The sequence below is a fragment of the Burkholderia sp. AU15512 genome, from assembly GCF_002223325.1.
Classification (GTDB): domain Bacteria; phylum Pseudomonadota; class Gammaproteobacteria; order Burkholderiales; family Burkholderiaceae; genus Burkholderia.
The window spans coordinates 2,234,274-2,253,482 of the sequence record NZ_NKEX01000006.1 but is presented as its reverse complement, the minus strand read 5'-3'; the positions used below and the strand labels follow the sequence as shown (position 1 = coordinate 2,253,482).

Sequence of the window (19,209 nt, the reverse complement as noted above, 5' to 3'; positions counted from 1 at the left end):
CGGGATGTCAGCATTTTCTCAGACTCGGTCGATAACCTGTGTCGAGCCGGACGATGCAAGGACGGCCATTAATACCAGAACCACAGGAGACGGCAACATGCAGCAGCAAACGGGTGCGACGAACGCGCGGTGCAGCGCGTCGCCGGCCGGCGCGCGCCGGTGCGGCGAAGCGGGCCCCAGCCGCCTGGCGCTTGCCGCTCGTGCCGCGCGTGCAGGGAAGGCCGGCGCATGACGACGTCGCCGCGCCGCCGCGCGTTGATCGCCGCCGGCCTCGGCGCGCTCGCCGCGCCTGCGCTCGTGCGCGCGAAGCCGCGCACAGTGCGGATTTCCAAAGGCTATGGCGTGCTGTATCTGCCGCTGCTCGTGATGGAGAAGCAGCGGCTGTTCGAGCGGCACGCGGCGCGCCACGGTGTGCGCGACGTCGCGGTCGACTGGGTGCTGCTCGATGGCGGCAATTCCGTCAACGACGCGATGATGGCCGGCACGCTCGATTTCGCAGGGGCCGGCGCGCCAGGTTTCATCGAGCTGTGGGCACGGGCGCGCGGTATTCCGAACGTCGAGGTGATCGGCATCAGCGGGTTGTCGACCACGTCGCTGTCGCTGAACGCGAACCGGCCGGGCCTCGTGTCGCTGCGCGACTTCACGCCGGCCGACCGGATCGCGGTGCCGGGCATCCGCACGTCGTTGTCGGCGGTCGTGCTGCAGATGGTCGCGAGCCGCCAGCTCGGCCCGAAGCATTTCGCGCAGCTCGATTCGATCACCGTGAACCTGCCGCATCCGCAGGCGATGCAGGCGCTGATTCGCCGCGAGAACGGCGTCACCGCGCACTTCACGTCGCCGCCGTTCTCGACGCTCGAGCTGCGGCAGCCGGGCATCCACCGCGTCGTGAATTCGGTCGACGTGCTCGGCCCGCTGACGCTCGACGTCGTGTTCGCGCCGAAGCGGCTCGTCGATACGGAGCCGGCGCTGGCCAGCGCGTTTCTCGGCGCGCTCGACGAAGCAAACCGCCTGATCGCGCAGGACCCGCGCGCGGCGGCCGCGCTCTATGCGGCGTCGTCGGGTGTCGGCGTGTCGCACGACGACGTGATGCGGATGCTCGCCGCACCCGACACGCGCTTCTCGGTGCTGCCGAACCAGCTGATGGACTACGTCGAATTCCTGTACCTCGCCGGCACGATCAAGGCGAAGCCGCGGGCGTGGCACGAGATGTTCGCGCCGATGCTCGACGACTATCGATCGGGTTGATGCCGCCGCGCCCTTTCATCGAAATACCTCGTGCCCGTGCGCTTGTCGCGCGCAGCGCCGATTCAACCGATACGCAACCGCTATGCAACCGTTTCACGCAAGGAGCCTCAAGTGAACGCCACTGAAACCCTGGACCCCGCGTCCGCCGAAGAGCAGCGCATCATGTCGAAGATGGCGCGGCGCCTGCTGCCCATTCTCGTCGTGATGTTCCTGATCGCGTTCATCGACCGGCAGAACGTCGGCTTCGCGAAGCTGCAGATGGTGCACAGCCTCGGGATGACGGAGGCCGCGTTCGGGCTCGCGTCGTCGCTGTTCTTCATCGGCTATCTGCTGTTCGAGGTGCCAAGCACGCTCGCGCTGCATCGCTACGGCGCACGCGTGTGGCTCGCGCGGATCATGCTGACGTGGGGGCTCATCACCGTGCTGATGGGCTTCACGACGTCGATGCCCGCGTTCTGCGCGCTGCGCTTCGTGCTCGGCATCGCCGAGGCCGGTTTCTATCCGGGCGTGATCTACTACCTGACGCTGTGGTTCCCGCAGAGCTATCGCGCGAAGGTGCTCGGCATCTTCACGCTCGGCAGCGCGCTCGCGAACATGCTCGGCTCGCTGGTCGGCGGCGTGCTGCTGAGCCTGAATGGCGTGTGGGGGCTGGCGGGCTGGCAGTGGGTGTTCGTGGCGACGGGCATCCCGGCGGTGATCGTCGCGATCGTCGTGTTCCGTGTGCTGCCCGCGTCGGTGCGCGACGCACGTTTCCTCGACGACCGCGAGAAGCAGATCGTCGAGGCCGCGCTCGAACGCGAGAAGCCCGCGCAGGCCGAGCATGGGCAGCCGTGGAAGGCGCTGCTCGATCCGCGCGTGATGCTGTTCGCGGCAACCTACATGCTGATGTCGACGTCGCTGTACGGCGTCACGTACTGGCTGCCGACGCTCGTGAAATCGTTCGGCGTGTCGAGCAGCATGAACGGCTTCCTGAGCATGCTGCCGTGGGCGCTCGCGGTGCTGCTGTTGCTGTGGCTGCCGGGGAAGCTGCGCCGCGCGAAGAGCATCCTGCGCACGATCGCGATCGTTGCCGCGCTCGGTGCGCTCGGCTTTCTGCTGAGCCTCGTGCTGCCGTCGACGCCGCTGCGCTTCATCGCGCTGGTGCTCGGTGGCGCATGCATCCCGCTGCTGTATCCGTGCTTCTGGTCGATGCCGCCGCGTTACTTCACCGGCGCGCGGGCGGCGGCGAGCGTCGCGGCGATCAACTCGATCGGCAACCTCGGCGGCTTCTTCAGCCAGAACCTGATGCCGTTTGCCGGCAAGGTGACGGGCACCGCGTTCGGCCCGATGATCGTGCCGATCGTGTGCCTCGCGTTGCTCGGGATCGGCGCGCTGGTCGCGTGGACGCGCTCGGAGCGGGGGATGGTGGTGGCGCGCGCGTGAGGGGGCGTGGTGTTACCGCTTCATCAACGGGTTCCCGACGAACGTGAAGTCGGCCGTTGCGTGCGTGTTCGACAGCAGGTATTTGAGCGCGACGGCCGCCGCATCGGCGCGAGAGTGAGGCAGGACGGTGACAAATTGTAGCGTTGTGCCGAAGCGGATCATGCGGGCAATGTCGCCTTGGGCCGGCCTGCGGCCGAGCACGACCATGCAGCGAACGCGTCGTGGTCGGCAGGCTGGCATTTTGCGCAACCTGCCGGTGCGTTACGATGCGTCGCAGGTATGGCGCATGGAGGGGCAATGAAACCGACGACGATGGATAGATTGGGCGATGGCATTTCGCGCCGACGCATGCGGCGCGAGTTTGTCGCGCGAGGCCTGACCTCGCGGGACGAGGCGCGGCGGACCGGTGAATACATCGATGCCGCGCACGTCCTTGCGGAACTCGAGCGCATGCTGGAAGCGGCGCGCGCGACGAAGGCCGTCGATTAAGTCGGCGGATCGGGGGCGTACTTTACCGGGCAGGTAGCGATCGTCGCTGTTCGGCACCCGCCGCCTGCACCACCGCCTTCGCCGGGAACCTACCCGCGCGGCGCCCCATCCCCACCATGCGCGACCGTCACCTGCGCAGGCGCCAGCGGAATCTCCACCTCGACCGTCGTCCCTTCGCCGAGCGTCGTCGCGATCCGCAGCGTGCCGCCGACGAGATACGCGCGCTCGCGTAACCCGACCAGCCCGAACGATCCCGACTTGCGCGGCACGCCGGGATCGAACCCCGCGCCGTCGTCGCGAATCGTCAGCTCGATCGCGTTGCTCGCATGCACGAGTTCGACGGTCGCATGCGACGCGGCCGCGTGCCGCGCGACGTTCGCGAGCGCTTCCTGCGCGATGCGGAACACCGCCGTCGCGTAAGGCTCGTCGAGCTGCAGCTCGGTCGGCTCGACGTGCAGCGCGCATTCGATGCCGTGCCGGTGCCGGAAATCCTCCACGAGCCACTGCATCGCCGCGGCGAAGCCGAGATCGTCGAGCATCAGCGGGCGCAGGTCCGACGCGATGCGGCGCGTCGCGGCCACCGCGCCGCGCGCCAGCGCGTGCATTGCCGCGATCTTGCGCGCCAGATGCGCGTCGTCCTGCGGCACGCGGTCGAGCAGCCATTCGAGATCGTTCTTCAGCGTCGCGAGCGTCTGCGCGAGTTCGTCGTGCAGCTCGCGTGCGATGCGGCGCTGCTCGGCTTCGCGTGCGCTCGCGCTGATCGCGGCAATCTCGCGCAGTTCCTCGCGCGACGCCTGCAGCGCCCGCTCGGCCCGCACGCGGTCCTCGACTTCGCGCCGCAGGTCGCGGTTCGACGCGCTCAATTGCGCGGTGCGCGCGGCGACGCGTTGTTCGAGCCGTTCGTTCGCGTCGTTCAGCTGCGCGCTCTTCTGCACGACGAGCAGATGCTGGTAGCGCGCGCCGGCCAGCGCGCGCACCGTTTGCGCATGCAGCCGGCCGTTCTCGAACAGCATCGCGAACAGCACGACACCGGACGCGACGAGGCCGTACGCGCGCCCCGCGTAGAAGCCGAGGTCGTAGCGCCCGTGATTCAGCATCGACGACAGCGCGATGTCGAACAGCCACGCGACGAGCACCGTCATCACCCACAGGTCGAGCACGGAATGGCGCCGCCGCCGCTGCCACATCAGCATCAGTGCGACCAGGTTCAGCCCCCAGACGACCGTGATCGCATACGTCATCGTCGCGGCCATCCGGTTGCCGTTCATGATGCGCGGCAGCAGGTCGTGGCCGGCCGTGGCAAGCAGCGCGAGCGCGACCGTCGCGCCGATCGCGGCCGCGATGCACAGCCCGACGGGAATCGCCGCGCGGCGCTGCGGGGCCGGGATCGGCCCCGGCGCACGCGATTTCGCGCGCAGCAGCGCGTACGCGGCGACTGCCAGCGGAAAGCCGCCGTGCCAGAACAGGTACAGCCAGGCGGTGGTCTGGTCGCCGCCGCCGAGCAGGCCGGTCGGTGCGAACAGCCCGGGAAAGGTCAGCATGTGGGTGCCGGCCATGAAACCCGTGAACAGGTAGCCGCCCGCGAGCACGAGCAGCGGCCGCTGGCGCAGGATCGCGTACTGGCCGAGCAGCAGGCCGGCCGTCACCATGTCGTTGACGACGATCGCCGACTGGTACACGGGGATGAACGCCCAGCCCGGCGCAAGCGGCCTGCCGGCGAACGGCGCAAGCGCGGTGAAGATCACGGCGGAGATGAGCACGGTCGCGAGCGCGAGCCGCCGTTCGCGCCGGCCCGGCGGCAGCGACGACATGAACAGGCGCGACGCGTCCGGGTCGTCGTCGTCCGCGGGTGAGGGCGAGGGCGGGAGGCGGAAGGTGGCGGTCATGCGTCGCCGCTCGGGTCGAGTTCGTGGCGCACCGCGTAGCGGACCAGCGCGGCTTCGTGCGGCAGCGCCATCTTCTCGAGGATCCGGGTCTTGTAGGTGCTGACCGTCTTTGCGCTGAGCGCGAGTTCGGTCGCGATCTGCGTGACCGTCTGGCCCGCGACGATGCGGCGCATCACGTCGAACTCGCGCGCGGACAGCCGTTCGTGCGGCAGCGTCGCGGCCGGGGTGCGCAGCGTGAGCGCGAGGCTCTCGGCCGCCGACGGGCTCACGTAGACGCCGCCCGCGGCCACCTTGCCGACCGCCTCGACGAGCTCGGCGGTCGCGCTGTCCTTCGTCAGGTAGCCGGTTGCGCCGGCCTTGAACGCGCGCGCCGCGTACTGCGCCTCCGCATGCATCGTCAGCACCAGCGTGCGCAGCGACGGCGCGTGGCGTTTCACCAGCCGGATCAGCTCGATGCCGGTCGGCGCGGGCATCGACAGGTCGAGCAGCAGCACGTCGGCGGCGCCGCGCTCGACCAGCGCAAGCGTGGCCGAGCCGTCGCTCGCCTCGCCGACGATTTCGAAACCGCCGGCCGTTTCCAGGATGTAACGCAGTCCGTCCCGCATGACTGCGTGATCGTCAGCCAGAATTACCCTGATCATCTAGCGATCCTCTTCGGGATGACGCCGCGCACTGTTGTCCGGTGTTCGCCGCGACTGTTCTTCTGACCAATATATTCTGCCGAATCCGAAAACGGTACACATCCGGGAAATTTTCGAGATAGCCGGACGTGGAATGTGTACTGAAACGAAACAATCCCAGGGAGAAAGTACGCGTCAGAGCGGGCAGGAATCAGGGTATTCCCTGATTATTATTGAGACGGTGAAGAGGCGGCGCGGCGCGTCGCGAACCACCCCGCGAACCCTCCCGATTCGGGACTAAACTGGTGCCCGATGCCACTACAACTCCCCGAGGAGCCCCGCGATGATCGATCTTGCCGATATCCTGCCCACCGCACTGCCCGCTGCCGTTGCATGGGCGGAAGCCGAGGCGGCGCGCGGGATCGCGCAGGGGGCGCCGCTGACGCCCGAGCAGGCCGACGACGCGCGCACGGTGGGCGTCGCGCAGCCGGAGCGGATCCGCGTGGTGATCGTCGAGCGCATGCCGTTCCCCGAGGTGCCGTCGCTGGCCGCGATCGCCCGCGACACGGGGCTCCTGGCGCCGGGGACGATCGGGCTCACGCTCGGCCATGCGGTGTACGTGCTGCGCGGGCAGGACACGCGCCGCCTGCTGACCCACGAATTCCGCCACGTGCATCAGTACGAGGCTGCCGGCTCGATCGGCGCGTTTCTCGCGCGCTATCTGCAGGAGATCGCGATGGTCGGCTACCACGACGCGCCGCTCGAGGCCGACGCGCGGCAGCACGAGTTCGATTGACCCGCCCCGCCGGCGCGACCGCGCGCACCGCCCGATGAACCTTCACGCTGCCACCACCGGCCCGGCGTTCGCACGCCGGCGCGCTCCGCCGAGGCGCGCGCGATGAGCGGCACGATCCACGCGTGGATCGGCGCGATCGGCGCACATCCGCTGCTCGTGCTCGCGATCGTGTTCGTGACGGCGTGCGCCGAGGCGATCGCGCTGATCGGCACGGTCGTGCCGGCCGGCGCCGTGATGTTCGCGGCCGGTGCGCTGATCGGCGCGGGCGCGCTCGACGGCTGGACGACCATCGGTGTCGCGGCGGCCGGCGCCGTGATCGGCGACGGGATCAGCTATGAACTCGGGCGGCATTATCGCGGCGTGATCCGCAACGCCTGGGCGCGCTTCGGCTACGCGGCCGCCTTCGCGCGCGGCGAGGAGTTCGTGCTGCGCCATGGCATGAAGAGCATCGTGCTCGCGCGTTTTCTTGCGCCGGTGCGCGCGGTCGTGCCGGTCGTGGTCGGCTGCGCGACGCTGCCGCGCCGGTCGTTCTATCCGGTCAACGTCGTCTCGGCGCTCATCTGGGGGCCCGTGCACGTCGCGCCGGGCATCCTGTTCGGCGCGTCGGCCGCGCTGGCCGCGGCGATCAGCGTGCGGGTCGCCGTGATCCTGCTGGTCGTCGCGGCGCTCGTCGCGCTCGTGTGGATCGGCGTGCGGGTCGCGTTGCGGCGCGGCTGGCCGCTGTTGCGCCGTGCGCTCGTCGAAGGCGTGCACGCCTGCGCGCGCCGCTGGCCGCGGTTCGGTGCACGGCTGCACGACACGATTGCTTACGTGCGCGGCCTGCCCGGCGCGGTGCCCGTGCTCGCGCTGCTGTTCATCGGCTGCGTGTGGCTGTTCGCGGGCCTCGTGCAGGATGTCGTCGCGAACGATCCGCTGATGCACGCGGACATCGCGCTGTATGCGTTCCTGCAGAACCTGCGCACGCCGCCGGTGGACGCCACGATGCGCGCGCTTGCCGTGCTGCACGGGCACGACACGGGGCTGATCGTCGCGGCCGCGTTTCTCGTCTGGCTGATGATCCATCGCTGCTGGCTGACGGCCGCGTGGTGGCTCGCGACGGTCGGCGTCGCCGTCGTGCTCGGGCCGGTGTTCGGCGCGGGCATACCCGGCGCGACGCCCGCGAGCCTGCCGCCCGGTGCGCCGCATGTGCCGCTGCCCGATGCCGAAGCGGCGTTCGCGATTCTCGCGAGCAGCGGCCTCGGCTGGGTGCTCGCGCGCGACCGGCCCGCGCGGTGGCGGATCCCGGTCGTCACGGCGGTGGTGTTGTGGATCGTGCTCGGCGGCTTCGCGCGGCTGTATGTGGGCGACACGTGGCTGTCGGGCCTGCTGGGCGGCTGGAGTCTCGGGCTCGCCTGGTTCGCGCTGCTGGCCGGCGCCTATGCGTACTGGCGCGTGCGCGAGCACGTGCAGCCAAGGGGCGCGCTCGTCGCGGTGACGGTGGTGCTCGCGACGGCCGGCGTATGGACGGTTCCCGCGCAATGGCAGCTCGACCGCGCGGCGCGCCCGCATGTCGGCGACGTGGTCGCGATGACCGTCGACCAGTGGCTGCGCGGCGGGTGGCAGCGTGTGCCGGTGCGGCGCACCGAAATCGGCGGCGACCGCGAGGAATATCTGCCGCTGCAATGGAGCGCGACGTCGGACACGCTCGACCGGCATCTCGCGCAGGCCGGCTGGCAGCGCGCGACGCCGTGGTCGCCGGCCACCGCGCTGCGCTGGCTGCTGCCGCAGGCGCCGGCCGATGCGCTGCCGGTGCTGCCGCGCTACACGCACGGGGAAAGCACGCGCCGCGTGTTCGTGCGCGTCGATCCGGGGCAACCGGCCGGCCGCCTCGTGCTGCGGCTGTGGCGTTATCCGTACGTGCTGCAGGACGCGCTCGGCATGCGGCCGCTGTGGTACGGCGCGCTGTATCGCGAGACGCTGCACCGGCCGGCGCGACTGATGACGATCGTGCGCACGACGACGATCGACGATGCGGCGACGATCGCGAAGGCGCTGTCGGTCGAGCCGGCGATCGAGCATCCGCCGGCGGGGATGACGAGCGCGCCGGCGGAGATGCTGCTGGTGTGGATGGTGCGGCCGTGAGCGGGCGGTGTGACGCTTACGCGTGCGCCGGCTGTGCGGGGACGACGGACAGGCGCAGGCCGACGGTCTTGAGCACCGCGAGCAGGGTTTTCAGTGTCGGGTTGCCATTCGGGGAGAGCGTGCGATACAGCGATTCGCGGCTGATGCCGGCTTCGGCCGCGACGGCGCCGAGACCGCCGTACGCTTCCGCGACCGTCCGCAACGCGAGCAGGCCGGCCGCGCGGTTGTCGGGATCGTCGAGCGACTCCATCGCGACGCGCAGATAGGCCACCGCGAGTTCGCGGTCGGCGCCGAGTTCGGCGACTTCCGCGTCGTGGTGCGATACCGCACCTTTGAGCTTGGTCATGTTTGCCTCCGTTTCCAGTTCGACCAGTGTTCCTTGGCGCGCCTGATGTCGTCGGGTTGACTGCTTTTGTCGCCGCCTGAAAGCAACAGCACCAGTGCGCCGCCGTACCGCCCGAAATACACGCGATAGCCGGCGCCGACGTGGACGCGCAGTTCGATCACGCCTTCGCCGACGGGCTCGCAATCGCCGAAGTTGCCGGTCTGCACGCGGCGCAAGCGTTCGCGAATCCGTGCCTGCGCAAGCTTGTCGCGCACGGCGTTCAACCATTCGGTGAAGGGCTCGCGACCATCGTCGCGCTGGTAGCGAAGAAGTTCGAACTTGGAGAGCATTGTAACTTATAAGCTACAAAAAGGGAGTAGGGTAAATGGCGGGGTCGTGCGAGCGGCCGGGTGGTGCGCGCGGGGGCGTGCGCGCATTGCCGAGTCGGGGCGACACACGACATCGCACGCGCGTTGCTGCGCGTACGGTGCCTTCGAAGTGCGGGATGTCAGGCCGCGAAGCCGGCTTCCCGGACGAAGATCATTCTTTCATCCGGTGCGCAGGATGACGATTCGGCCGGATGGCCAAAGTCAATGTCCCGGCGACGGGCATGCGGTGGGTGGGGTGGTTGGGGGGCAACGTGAACAGCAAACCTGTCGGTGCCGGCGCGTCGCGCCAGGCGAGCCGACAAGCCATCTGACATTACTGCTTCGCCGGCGCGGCCGTCGCGATCTTGTCGAGCGCCGCCGGGATGTACGTGTCGAGCTGCGCGGTGACCGATTCGTAGAAATCGATCGGCTTGCCCCACGCATCGGGCACGTCGACGTGCTTCCCGGACGCATACTCGGCCAGCGTGAACACCTTGCCGGCGGCCGACGGATAGAGCGCGAGCACCTTCTCCTTGTGTTTGTCGGTCATCGTCAGGATCACGTCGGAATGCTTGACGTCGTTGGCGTTCAACTGCACCGAACGGTGCGCGGTCGTGTCGATGCCACGCCGCTTCATCAGGATCACGCCGTTTTCCTCGGGTTTTTCGTCATACGGATCTTCGTCGACCGCACGTGAAATCACCGCGATGTGCGCGTGGCGTTGCGCGATCAACTGGCCGGCGATCGCTTCGGCCATCACGCTGCGCCCGGTGTTGCCGGTGTCGACGAACGCGACCTTCTTCGGCTCGTCGGCGAACGCCGACGTCGCGCACTGGATGCCGACGCAACAGAGCAGGGCCAGCGTGTTGAGGGTGTGCCTTCTTTTCATGATGTCTCCGCGAGGGTGGGGAACCCCGGCGGCGCGCCGGGGCTTGCGGGAGATCATGACGGCCGCATGCGACGGAAAAAAATAAACGGCCGGTTTTTGCAAGACGACGTCGCTTCGTGGCAAGCGGGTTCGCTGACGGCGCATGCACCGCGCACCCGACCGGCGAGGCCGCGAACCACGGCCCCGATCGCGGCGCGTGACTGCTTCGTCGTCACGCCTTCATCGCCACCCGTTGCGCCGCAAACCCCGCCAGCGTCCGCAATGCATCGCGTGCCGACCGCAGGTAAAACGCCTGCAGATGAAACACATGCCAGCGCGCCGCATGAACCTCAAGCCGGCACGGCACGCCGCAGGCCCGCGCATGACGGGCGAGCCGCTGCGCATCCGACAGCAGCACCTCCTGGTCGCCGGCCTGGACGAGCATCGGCGGCAGGTCGCGCAGGTCGGTATCGAGCGGGCCGCGGGCGGCCACGGAACCGGCGCCGTGATACCAGCGCAGCCCCTGTTCGAGCCAGCCGCGACGGATCATCGGATCGTCATGACGGCGCGACGCCAGTGTCGCGCCGCCGAGGGCGGGATCGGTCACTGGCGAGATCAGCAGCAACGCGGCGGCGGCTGGCTCGCCGCGCTCGCGCAGCGCGATGGCCAGCGCGAGCGCCAGCGCACCGCCGGCCGAATCGCCGGCGATCACGATCCGGTGCGGCGCATGACCCTGAGCGCGCATCGCGTCATAGACGGCCAGCGCATCCTCGAGCGCGGCCGGGCTCGGATGCTCGGGGGCCAGCCGGTAATCGGGCACCCACACCGGCAGGGCGGCCTCGTTCGCCAGCCGCGTCGTCACGCCGCGATGCGTGTGCGGCCCGCCGAGGCAGAATGCGCCGCCGTGCAGATAGAGGATCGCGCCGCCCGTGTCACCGCGTTTCGGCGCGACCACTTCAACCGGCACGCGATGCGCGGACGTACGGTAGCGCAGTGTGCCGCCCGTACCCGGCATCAGCGGCGACAGCAGCGCGACCACGCACCGTTGCATGCGCGCGCCGAACGGCGGCCCGATCAGCGGCCGGAACGCGACGCGCAGGAAGCCGCGCAGCGATGCGGCGGTCAGTGCCTCCAGCCGGCCGGCGGGCGGCGCGATCACCACGTCGCGCGCCGGTGCGACCGACTCGGGCAACGGATGCGTGAAGCGGTACGCGCCCATCCCGGTGAAGCGCGTGATCCACCGGTAGGTCAGCGTGAAGCCCGGCCAGTTCGTGCTGTTGTGGCCCGACGCATCGACGTACCAGCTCTTGCAGCTGTTCCACACCGAGCCTTCGAGCCGCTGTTGCACATGCACGTTGAAGCGCCGGTAGCGGCGTGCATCGACGTCGATCTCGCGCGCGCCATCGCGCCGCATCGTGCGCAGGCAATGCATCACGTGCGCGATCTGGCTTTCGAGCATGTAGACGATCGAGTTGTGGCCGAGGTTGGTGTTCGGGCCGTACAGCATGAAGAAGTTCGGAAAACCGGGCACGGTGAGCCCGAGATACGCCTGCGCGCCGCGCCGCCATGCGTCGTTCAGGTCGAGCCCGTCGCGGCCGGTGATATGCATCGGCGACAGGAACTCGGTCGCCGCGAACCCGGTGCCGTAGATGATCGCATCGACCGGATGATGTACACCGTCGACGGTCTCGATGCCGTCCTCCGTCACGCGCCGGATCCGCTGCGTGACGAGTTCGACGTTGTCGCGGCTCATCGCGGCAAGGTAGTCGCTCGACAGCAGGATGCGCTTGCAGCCGATCGGGTAGTCGGGCGTGAGCCGCGCACGCAGCGCGGGGTCCGGCACGTCGCGTGCAAGCAGTGTGTGAAAGGGCTGGCCGACCGCGACCTTCATCAGCTTGTGCAGGCGCGTGAACGCGATCGCGCGCGATTCGTAGCGCAGGTAGATCGATGCGCGATGCAGCTTCATCGCCCACGGCAACCGGCGGAACAGCGCTTTCTCCCACGGGCGGTACGCGCGGTCGGGGCGCGGCATCACATAGGCCGGCGAACGCTGGAATACAACGAGCTGCTTCACGTCGCCCGCGATCGCGGGGACGAACTGAATCGCCGACGCGCCGGTGCCCACGACCGCCACGCGTTTGCCGGCGAGCGAATAGTCGTGATCCCAGTGCGCGGAGTGGAACGCGCGGCCGCGAAACGTGTCGATGCCGGGCAGGTCGGGCATCGCGGGGCGGCTCAGCTGCCCGGTGCCGCTGACGAGCACGGCGGCGCTGAGCGTCGTGCCGTCGGCGAGCGTGACGCGCCACAGCGCGGCGGCTTCTTCGTAGCGGGCGTGCGCGACTTCGGCGCCGAAGCGCAGGTAGCGCGCGAGGCCGTACTTGCGCGCGCAATGCTGCAGGTACGCATGGATTTCGGGCTGCGGCGCGAACACGCGCGACCACGCCGGATTGGGCTCGAACGAGAACGAGTACAGGTGCGAGGGCACGTCGCAGGCGGCGCCCGGGTAGCGGTTGTCGCGCCACACGCCGCCGACGTCGTGCGAGCGTTCGACGATCGCGAAATCGTGGATGCCGGCACGTTGCAGCGCGATCGCCATGCCGATGCCGGCGAAGCCGGCACCGATGATGATCGCCGCGAGCGGTGCGGTGGATTCGGCGGCGCGAGCGGTATCAGGCGACGACATGGCGGGTTTCCTCGGGCTGGATGGCATCGTGCGCGGCACTCGCGGCATGAACTGTGTCGAGATCCGTCGTCATCCTGACGGTTTCGCGTTGCGGTTGTGCGGATGTGCGGCACACGCCCCGCATCAGGTCGACGGCCTTCTCGGCGATCATGATCGTCGGTGCGTTGGTATTGCCGCCGATGAGTGTCGGCATCACCGACGCATCGACGATGCGCAGCCCCTGCAGGCCGCGCACGCGCAGTTGCGGATCGACGACGGCGAGCGCGTCGTGCCCCATCCGGCACGTGCCGACCGGGTGATACACGGTGTCGGTGCGGCGCCGCAGCACGTCGCGGATGTCATCGTCGGTGTCGACGTTCGCGGTGAACAGGTCGCGCGTGGTCCAGCCGGCGAGTGCCGGCGCTTCCATCAGCCGTCGTGTGAGGCGGAAGCCCGCGACCATGTCGTCGAGGTCGCGCGGATCGTCGAAGAACGCGGGATCGATGCGCGGCGCCGCGAGCGGATCGGTGCTGTTCAGCGTGACCGAGCCGCGGCTGCGCGGCCGCAACAGGCATACGTGGCACGACAGCCCGTGGCCGGCGTGCAGCTTGCGCGCATGATCGTCGACGAGCGCGACGACGAAGTGCAGCTGGATGTCCGGCGCGTCGAGCTCGGCGCGCGTCTTCAGGAAGCCGCCGCCTTCCGCGAAATTCGACGTCAGCATCCCGCGCCGTTCACGGCGAAAACGCGCCAGCTCGCGCAGCATGCGCAGGCCGCCGCCCGCGGATACGCCCATCGTGTCGACGCTGCGCGTGCGGTAGCCGAAGATGAAATCCGGATGATCCTGCAGGTTGCGGCCGACGCCGGGCAGGTCGGCGTGCACGGCGATGCCCTGTTGCTGGAGTTCGCGGCCCGGGCCGACGCCCGACAGCATCAGCAACTGCGGCGTTTGCAGCGCGCCGGCCGCGAGCACGACTTCACGCCGCGCGCGCAGCGTGCGGACCTCGCCCCGCTGCCGCACCTCGACGCCGATCGCGCGCGTGCCGTCGAACAGGACGCGCAGCACCTGCGCGTGCGTCTCGACCGTCAGGTTGTCGCGGCGGCCGATGTGCGGCAGCAGGTATGCGCGCGCGGCGCTCCACCGTTCGCCGTGCTTCTGCGTGACCTGGTAGAGGCCGATGCCTTCCTGCTGCGCGCCGTTGAAATCGTCGGTGAGCGGCAGTCCTGCCTGCCGCGCGGCTTCCAGGTAGCGCGCATGGAACGGGTTGCCGGTGCGCAGGTCGCTCACCCACAGCGGGCCGTCGCGGCCGTGCCACGCATCGTCGAAGCGCTCGTTGTGCTCGCTCAGGCGGAAGTACGGCAGCACGTCGTCGTAGCTCCAGCCTTCGTTGCCGAGCGCGGCCCAGCCGTCGTAGTCGACGCGATGGCCGCGGATATAGACCATCGCGTTGATGGCCGACGACCCGCCCAGCACCTTGCCGCGCGGCTGGTAGCCGATGCGCCCGCCGAGGCCCGGCTGCGGCACCGTGTCGAAGGCCCAGTTGTTGATGCGGGTCGGCATCATCGCGACCGCGCCGGTTGGCACGTTGACGAGCGTGCCGTCGCCGCGGCCGCCGGCCTCGAGCACGCAGACGGTCACGGCCGGGTCCTCGGTCAGCCGCCCGGCGACGACGCTGCCGCCCGAACCGCCGCCCACGACGATGTAGTCGAAAGTCTTGCTCATGGATTGGTCCTCCGAGGGTCGATGGATCAAGCGGGGCGCGGCTGCGTGCACGGGCGGCCGGCGTGCGGCAGGCGGGGCGCGAGCGGCGGGGCGGGGTCGCGGCCAAACGCGGCGAACGCGAGGAACGCGACGAAAGCGTCGCGCCGGCATGCGAAGCGGGCTGCGGGATCGGTCGGGCGACTCGGTCGCATGGTGTCTCCTCCGGAGGGCGATGGCGTCGTTCGGATGACGACTGGTTGACGCCGATGGTGCTGGCCGCATGGGAAAACACCAATGCTGCTTCGGGACAATTGTTTTAGTATTTGGGCCAAATCGGCGCTTCGAGGGTTTCTCCGCATGAGCTTCTGGGATTTCACCCGGAGTCCGGCCAGCGCCCGGCTGCTGGTCGATTTCGGCGACGAACGCGGCGTGCCGCACACGACGCTGCTGGCCGGCACCGGGCTCGCCAACGCACAGCTCGACGATCCGAAGGTCGAGGTGACGGCCGCGCAGGAACTGCGGCTGACCGGCAACCTGCTGCGCGCGCTCGGGCGCGCGCCGGGCCTCGGGTTCGAGGTCGGCCAGCGCTATCACTTCTCCGCCTACGGCGTGTGGGGCTACGGGCTGATCGCGAGCGCGACCGCACGCGACGCGCTCGCGCTGGCGCTGCGCTTCCTGCCGCTCACCTATGCGTTCACGGTGATCACGTACCGCGAGGAAGGCGGCACGTGCGTGCTCAATTTCGGCGCGCCGGAACTCGATGGCACGCTGAGCCGGTTCCTGGTCGAGCGCGACATGACGGCCGCGGCCGTGCTGCTGCAGGAAATCGGCGACGACACGTTCGCGTTGTCGCACTTCACGGTGCAGGCGGCGCGCACGCCGACCCTGCCGGTGCCGCGCATCGCCGGCGTCGAACCCGCGTTCTCGGCGCGCGCGAACCGCCTCGCTTTCGACCGCGCGTTTCTCGACCGGCTGCTGCCGCACGCGAATCCGCTGACGGTGTCGATGTGCGAGCAGATGTGCGGGCAGCTGCTCGAAGCGCGGCGTGCGCGCGTGGGCACGTCCGAGATGGTGCGCCAGTACCTGAGCGCGACGCCCGGCCCCGCGCCGTTCTCGCTCGAGGACATGGCGCGGCTGATGAACACGAGCCCGCGCACGCTCAAGCGCCGGCTGCAGGAGGAGGGCACGACGTTCCGCGCCCTGCTTGCGCAGGCGCGTGGCGCGATGGCCGAGGCGCTGCTCGGCGACGCGCGCCTGTCGCTCGCGGAAGTGGCCGAGCGGCTCGGTTTCAGCGACCTGTCGAGTTTCTCGCAGGCGTTCAAGCGCTGGTACGGCGTGCCGCCGGGCGCGTATCGCAGCGCGGCGCAACGGGACGGCAGCCGTTCCTGAATCACGGTACGATCGCCGGCATGCCTGCCGACATTCCCATCACGAGAGACTCCGCATGATCACGATTCGCCCGATGACCGACGACGATTTCCCGCGCTTCTGGCCGACCTATCGCGCGATCGTCGCCGCTCAGGAAACCTATGCATTCGATGCGGCGCCGACACAGGAAGCGGCGCGCGCACTGTGGCTCGATGCGCCGCTGTGCACGTGGATCGCCGAAGAGGACGGCGTGGTCCTGGGCTCGTACTACCTGAAGGCGAACGCGGGCGGCCCCGGCGATCACGTGAGCAACTGCGGCTACATGGTGAGCGAGGCCGCGCGCGGCCGCGGCGTCGCGCGCCTGATGTGCGAGCATTCGCAGCAGGTCGCACGCGAGCGCGGTTTCCTCGCGATGCAGTTCAACTCGGTGGTGTCGACCAACGAAGTGGCGGTGGCGCTGTGGCAGAAGCTGGGATTTGAAATCGTCGGCCGGTTGCCGCGTGCGTACCGTCACGCGCGGCTCGGCTTCGTCGACAGCCTCGTGATGTTCAAGTGGCTCGGCGACACGGCGGCCGCCGAAGCCTGAGCACGCAGCTGCTTCGTCAGACGGCGAACGCGCCGTCGAACACGATCCGGTCGTCGAGCGCGAGCGTGCCGCGCGCGAAGATCAGGTCGAGATGGTGGCTGCCGTTTTCGCCGCCGCCGAGCCCGAGGTGCAGGCCCGGATGGCGTTCCTCGAACCCCGCGTTGCGGCCGTACAGCCCGCGAATCCCGAGGTTCGTGCCGATGCCGAATTCCTCGATCCGCCGGTGATTCGGATGCCGGTCGAGATAGGTCGAGAAGTCGCGCCGGAAACCTTCGTTGTCCGTGTCGAACCCGACGACCGTACTGTTCTCGACCTGCAGCGTGGCGAGCTGCTCGGCCACCTTGTACTTGATCGCGAACGGCACCGTGCCGAGAAACGTGCCGCTGAAGACGACCGAGCCGTTGAGGTCGGTGACGTGCGTCGCGATCTCGCCGGGCACGACGTCGAGGTTGCCCATGCCGTCCACGCTCGTCCATTTCTGGTCCGGCGCGAGCGAGCCCGTCAGCGTGTTGCCGGCTTCGTCGATGAAGCGGATCCGCGACGCGCGTGCGGCCGCGTCGATCAGCCGGCCGTTGCGTGCCGCGATGTCGTCGAGCGATTCGGCGAACGCCTCGTCGAGATGCGGGCCGTAGTCCTTGAACAGGACCGACTTGCTCCAGTGCTCGACGATCGCGGGGCGGATCGCGGCGAGGAACGGCGGCCCGCTCGGCGACGGCGTCGGCAGGCACGACGAGTCGTACAGCAGCACGAACAGATCGGCGCGATCGAGCGCGGCGGCGATATCGGCGGGTGGGGTGCTTTCGAGGCAGAGGGTGGTCGCGTCGAGCGAATCGGGCAGGGCGGAAAACGCGCGCAATGCGATGTCGCGGTTGCGGGTGTCATGGCCGACCAGCAGTTTTCCCGACTCGCCGCGCGCCAGCTTGTCGCGCAGCGCGGGGTGGAAGCCCAGCGCGCGGTGCAGGTTCAGCATGCGTGTCTCCGGAAGCGGCGGAAGGGCCGCGGCCCTTCCGCGAGAACGGGTGGCCCGCTCAGACCGGCCAGAGCGCGGTGCCGAACGGCACCACGGCGTCCTCGACCATCATGTCGACGGCCTCGGGGTGCGTGTCTTCCTGCATCCAGTCAAGCAATTCGATCTGCTGGGTGTCCTGCATGTCAATTCTCCTGTGGTGAACATGAGTGATTCAACATGAAAGCGCGGCTAAAAAGTTGCCACTCCTCATCACGCATTTCGTGAATGCGCGGCGAGTGGCGTTGATATTAGTCTGACGAATTTGCGAATGCAATGCGTTGCAAGGTTTTTAGCCGAAGCGTGCTAAACACGGGGGATTGGCGGGGCGCATGACGTAAAGCACGGATAAAGCGAATGGCGGATTCGATGTCATTTTTTCAATGACCGGAATTCCAGGCGTTGCATTGCATTCGGCGATTTTTCATCGGAAATTCGATCGTCGTGATCGATGGCGTTCGCGGCGACCATGCATGCGCGCGAACGCGTCGCCGGTCATCGGCAGCGCATCAGCGGCCCGATCCGCGTGTCAACCGAGCAGCGCCTTGCCGAGCGGCTTGGCCGGCTCGGATCGCAGCACCAGCGACGTCGTGACCGCGCCGAAGCGGGCGATCGCATCGATGATGGTTTCCAGTTGCCCCGGTGTCGGCACCAGGACCTTCAGCAGGAAGCAATCCTCGCCGGTCATCCGGTGGACCTCGATGACGTGCGGCATTTCCGCGAACGCGCGCAGCGCAGGCTTGATGTGTTCGTGCGTGGTCTTCAACCGGATGATGGCCATCATCCCCAGCCCCAGCGCGGCCGGATCGATCCGTGCACCGTAGCCCGTGATGATGCCGCGCTCTTCCAGCCGCTTGACGCGCTCCGACGTAGCCGGCTGCGACAGGCCGATGCGGCGGCCCACTTCTGACAGCGGCATCCGTGCATTGTCCTGAAGCGCCTCGAGGATCGACAGATCCAGGCGATCGAGCTCTCCGTTCGACATGTCCGCTTTCCCGCTCCGTTAATTCATCGGCATATTGTCTCAATATCCGATGATTTGCCATTCCCGGCCGGTTTCCGGCAAGCCAGACTCTGAGCTCACTCATTCATGGAGACGGAGATGGACCAGACGATCGTGATCGTGCCGGGGATCGGTAACTCGGGACCGGATCATTGGCAGAGCCACTGGGAGGCCGCGCTGCCGGGCGTGGTGCGCATCGCGCCTGCGTCATGGGATGCGCCCGACCTGCGCGACTGGATGGCGGCGCTCGATGAAGCCGTTGCGCAAGCCGCGACGCCGCCGGTGGTGATCTGTCATTCGCTGGGGTGCCTGCTGTTCGCGCACTGGCGGGCGGCGTCGACGCGCGTCGTGCGCGCTGCGTGGCTCGTGGCGGTGCCCGATCCGGGCGGCCCGCGTTTTCCGGTTGCCGCCCGTGCGTTCGCGGATGTGCCGGCGGGCGATTTCGGCGGCTTGCCGGTGCTGGCGATCGCCAGTTCGGATGACGGGTACGACCCGGCCGGGCGCGGCATTGCATGGGCGCAAGCGCGCGGCGCGACGCCGTTGCTGCTCGGCCCGCGCGGCCATCTGAATACGGAAGCGGGATTGGCGGAATGGCCCGAGGGACGCGCGTTGTTCACGGCTTTCATGGCGGGATTGCGGGGGTAGCGCGGGCAAGCGGCCGACGTGCTCTCGCGATGGCTTGCGGCGGGCGATGCATGGACGAGCCGGCTGCCGCGGCCGGGCTCCTGTCGACAACGCATGC

The 19,209-nt window shown here is 68.9% G+C and carries 19 protein-coding genes; 8 read left to right on the top strand and 11 right to left on the bottom strand.

Going from position 1 to position 19,209, the window contains the following annotated elements; translation table 11 throughout:
- Window positions 1-228 precede the first annotated feature (228 nt).
- Entirely contained in the window at window positions 229-1,245 is a 1,017-nt protein-coding gene (locus tag CFB43_RS29415; protein ID WP_089497643.1) for an ABC transporter substrate-binding protein, read from the top strand.
- A gap of 111 nt (window positions 1,246-1,356) precedes the next feature.
- A complete protein-coding gene (locus CFB43_RS29410; RefSeq protein WP_089497642.1) occupies window positions 1,357-2,667 on the top strand; it encodes an MFS transporter in 1,311 nt (436 codons plus the stop codon).
- Window positions 2,668-2,679: 12 nt separating this feature from the next.
- Here the strand turns inward: CFB43_RS29410 and CFB43_RS29405 are convergent, their stop codons facing one another.
- Window positions 2,680-2,874, bottom strand: a complete 195-nt coding sequence (locus CFB43_RS29405; protein WP_089497641.1) for a hypothetical protein — start codon at window positions 2,872-2,874, stop codon at window positions 2,680-2,682.
- A gap of 90 nt (window positions 2,875-2,964) precedes the next feature.
- On the opposite strand from CFB43_RS29405, the gene CFB43_RS29400 reads away from it, so the two are divergent.
- The gene (locus CFB43_RS29400; RefSeq protein ID WP_256990130.1) at window positions 2,965-3,156 is read left to right on the top strand and encodes a hypothetical protein; all 192 of its coding nucleotides are present in this window, start codon (window positions 2,965-2,967) and stop codon (window positions 3,154-3,156) included.
- 89 nt (window positions 3,157-3,245) lie between these two features.
- On the opposite strand, the gene CFB43_RS29395 is transcribed toward CFB43_RS29400, so the two are convergent.
- Window positions 3,246-5,042 (bottom strand): sensor histidine kinase, encoded by a 1,797-nt coding sequence (locus tag CFB43_RS29395; RefSeq protein WP_089497639.1) that lies wholly within the window; start codon window positions 5,040-5,042, stop codon window positions 3,246-3,248.
- Window positions 5,039-5,683: a response regulator gene (locus CFB43_RS29390; protein WP_089497638.1), complete on the bottom strand. Its 645-nt coding sequence runs from the start codon at window positions 5,681-5,683 to the stop codon at window positions 5,039-5,041. Before CFB43_RS29390 ends, CFB43_RS29395 begins: the two co-directional genes overlap by 4 nt.
- Window positions 5,684-6,005: 322 nt before the next feature.
- Here CFB43_RS29390 and CFB43_RS29380 point away from each other — a divergent pair, with 322 nt between their 5' ends.
- Window positions 6,006-6,458, top strand: a complete 453-nt coding sequence (locus CFB43_RS29380) for a hypothetical protein (protein WP_089497637.1) — start codon at window positions 6,006-6,008, stop codon at window positions 6,456-6,458.
- A gap of 102 nt (window positions 6,459-6,560) precedes the next feature.
- The gene (locus tag CFB43_RS29375) at window positions 6,561-8,579 is read left to right on the top strand and encodes an LssY C-terminal domain-containing protein (protein ID WP_089497636.1); all 2,019 of its coding nucleotides are present in this window, start codon (window positions 6,561-6,563) and stop codon (window positions 8,577-8,579) included.
- A gap of 16 nt (window positions 8,580-8,595) precedes the next feature.
- Here the strand turns inward: CFB43_RS29375 and CFB43_RS29370 are convergent, their stop codons facing one another.
- The 5 genes from CFB43_RS29370 to CFB43_RS29350 all read right to left on the bottom strand — a co-directional run bounded on the left by CFB43_RS29370 (window position 8,596) and on the right by CFB43_RS29350 (window position 14,525).
- Window positions 8,596-8,925, bottom strand: a complete 330-nt coding sequence (locus CFB43_RS29370; RefSeq protein WP_011356110.1) for a helix-turn-helix domain-containing transcriptional regulator — start codon at window positions 8,923-8,925, stop codon at window positions 8,596-8,598.
- The gene (locus CFB43_RS29365) at window positions 8,922-9,254 is read right to left on the bottom strand and encodes a type II toxin-antitoxin system RelE/ParE family toxin (protein WP_048020341.1); all 333 of its coding nucleotides are present in this window, start codon (window positions 9,252-9,254) and stop codon (window positions 8,922-8,924) included. Before CFB43_RS29365 ends, CFB43_RS29370 begins: the two co-directional genes overlap by 4 nt.
- A gap of 352 nt (window positions 9,255-9,606) precedes the next feature.
- A complete protein-coding gene (locus CFB43_RS29360) occupies window positions 9,607-10,161 on the bottom strand; it encodes an arsenate reductase/protein-tyrosine-phosphatase family protein (protein WP_089497635.1) in 555 nt (184 codons plus the stop codon).
- A gap of 211 nt (window positions 10,162-10,372) precedes the next feature.
- The gene (locus CFB43_RS29355) at window positions 10,373-12,823 is read right to left on the bottom strand and encodes a flavin-containing monooxygenase (protein WP_089497634.1); all 2,451 of its coding nucleotides are present in this window, start codon (window positions 12,821-12,823) and stop codon (window positions 10,373-10,375) included.
- Window positions 12,810-14,525 carry a GMC family oxidoreductase gene (locus CFB43_RS29350; protein WP_089497633.1) on the bottom strand — a complete coding sequence of 572 codons (1,716 nt, stop codon included), beginning with the start codon at window positions 14,523-14,525 and terminating at the stop codon, window positions 12,810-12,812. The genes CFB43_RS29355 and CFB43_RS29350 overlap by 14 nt, the downstream gene beginning before the upstream one ends.
- A gap of 336 nt (window positions 14,526-14,861) precedes the next feature.
- Between CFB43_RS29350 and CFB43_RS29345 the strand changes: the two genes are divergently transcribed.
- Window positions 14,862-15,893, top strand: a complete 1,032-nt coding sequence (locus CFB43_RS29345; RefSeq protein ID WP_089497632.1) for an AraC family transcriptional regulator — start codon at window positions 14,862-14,864, stop codon at window positions 15,891-15,893.
- Window positions 15,894-15,948: 55 nt separating this feature from the next.
- A complete protein-coding gene (locus CFB43_RS29340; RefSeq protein WP_089497631.1) occupies window positions 15,949-16,458 on the top strand; it encodes a GNAT family N-acetyltransferase in 510 nt (169 codons plus the stop codon).
- Window positions 16,459-16,474: 16 nt separating this feature from the next.
- Here the strand turns inward: CFB43_RS29340 and CFB43_RS29335 are convergent, their stop codons facing one another.
- The 3 genes from CFB43_RS29335 to CFB43_RS29330 form a co-directional block, all read right to left on the bottom strand.
- Window positions 16,475-17,428, bottom strand: a complete 954-nt coding sequence (locus CFB43_RS29335) for a leucyl aminopeptidase (RefSeq protein WP_089497630.1) — start codon at window positions 17,426-17,428, stop codon at window positions 16,475-16,477.
- Between the two features lie 58 nt (window positions 17,429-17,486).
- Window positions 17,487-17,609 carry a hypothetical protein gene (locus CFB43_RS38970; RefSeq protein WP_006766865.1) on the bottom strand — a complete coding sequence of 41 codons (123 nt, stop codon included), beginning with the start codon at window positions 17,607-17,609 and terminating at the stop codon, window positions 17,487-17,489.
- A gap of 384 nt (window positions 17,610-17,993) precedes the next feature.
- A complete protein-coding gene (locus CFB43_RS29330) occupies window positions 17,994-18,449 on the bottom strand; it encodes an Lrp/AsnC family transcriptional regulator (RefSeq protein WP_089497629.1) in 456 nt (151 codons plus the stop codon).
- 117 nt (window positions 18,450-18,566) lie between these two features.
- Between CFB43_RS29330 and CFB43_RS29325 the strand changes: the two genes are divergently transcribed.
- Window positions 18,567-19,112, top strand: a complete 546-nt coding sequence (locus CFB43_RS29325) for an RBBP9/YdeN family alpha/beta hydrolase (protein WP_089497628.1) — start codon at window positions 18,567-18,569, stop codon at window positions 19,110-19,112.
- Window positions 19,113-19,209 lie beyond the last annotated feature (97 nt).

What these genes read in the sequence shown, in the direction of transcription:
- CFB43_RS29325 (WP_089497628.1), top strand. Translation starts at nt 18,567, where the DNA reads ATGGACCAGACGATCGTGATCGTGCCGGGGATCGGTAACTCGGGACCG.
- CFB43_RS29350 (WP_089497633.1), bottom strand. Translation starts at nt 14,525, where the DNA reads ATGAGCAAGACTTTCGACTACATCGTCGTGGGCGGCGGTTCGGGCGGC.
- CFB43_RS29355 (WP_089497634.1), bottom strand. Translation starts at nt 12,823, where the DNA reads ATGTCGTCGCCTGATACCGCTCGCGCCGCCGAATCCACCGCACCGCTC.
- CFB43_RS29365 (WP_048020341.1), bottom strand. Translation starts at nt 9,254, where the DNA reads ATGCTCTCCAAGTTCGAACTTCTTCGCTACCAGCGCGACGATGGTCGC.
- CFB43_RS29360 (WP_089497635.1), bottom strand. Translation starts at nt 10,161, where the DNA reads ATGAAAAGAAGGCACACCCTCAACACGCTGGCCCTGCTCTGTTGCGTC.
- CFB43_RS29375 (WP_089497636.1), top strand. Translation starts at nt 6,561, where the DNA reads ATGAGCGGCACGATCCACGCGTGGATCGGCGCGATCGGCGCACATCCG.
- CFB43_RS29400 (WP_256990130.1), top strand. Translation starts at nt 2,965, where the DNA reads ATGAAACCGACGACGATGGATAGATTGGGCGATGGCATTTCGCGCCGA.
- CFB43_RS29415 (WP_089497643.1), top strand. Translation starts at nt 229, where the DNA reads ATGACGACGTCGCCGCGCCGCCGCGCGTTGATCGCCGCCGGCCTCGGC.
- CFB43_RS29335 (WP_089497630.1), bottom strand. Translation starts at nt 17,428, where the DNA reads ATGCTGAACCTGCACCGCGCGCTGGGCTTCCACCCCGCGCTGCGCGAC.
- CFB43_RS29345 (WP_089497632.1), top strand. Translation starts at nt 14,862, where the DNA reads ATGAGCTTCTGGGATTTCACCCGGAGTCCGGCCAGCGCCCGGCTGCTG.
- CFB43_RS29390 (WP_089497638.1), bottom strand. Translation starts at nt 5,683, where the DNA reads ATGATCAGGGTAATTCTGGCTGACGATCACGCAGTCATGCGGGACGGA.
- CFB43_RS29370 (WP_011356110.1), bottom strand. Translation starts at nt 8,925, where the DNA reads ATGACCAAGCTCAAAGGTGCGGTATCGCACCACGACGCGGAAGTCGCC.
- CFB43_RS29330 (WP_089497629.1), bottom strand. Translation starts at nt 18,449, where the DNA reads ATGTCGAACGGAGAGCTCGATCGCCTGGATCTGTCGATCCTCGAGGCG.
- CFB43_RS38970 (WP_006766865.1), bottom strand. Translation starts at nt 17,609, where the DNA reads ATGCAGGACACCCAGCAGATCGAATTGCTTGACTGGATGCAGGAAGAC.
- CFB43_RS29380 (WP_089497637.1), top strand. Translation starts at nt 6,006, where the DNA reads ATGATCGATCTTGCCGATATCCTGCCCACCGCACTGCCCGCTGCCGTT.
- CFB43_RS29395 (WP_089497639.1), bottom strand. Translation starts at nt 5,042, where the DNA reads ATGACCGCCACCTTCCGCCTCCCGCCCTCGCCCTCACCCGCGGACGAC.
- CFB43_RS29405 (WP_089497641.1), bottom strand. Translation starts at nt 2,874, where the DNA reads ATGGTCGTGCTCGGCCGCAGGCCGGCCCAAGGCGACATTGCCCGCATG.
- CFB43_RS29340 (WP_089497631.1), top strand. Translation starts at nt 15,949, where the DNA reads ATGATCACGATTCGCCCGATGACCGACGACGATTTCCCGCGCTTCTGG.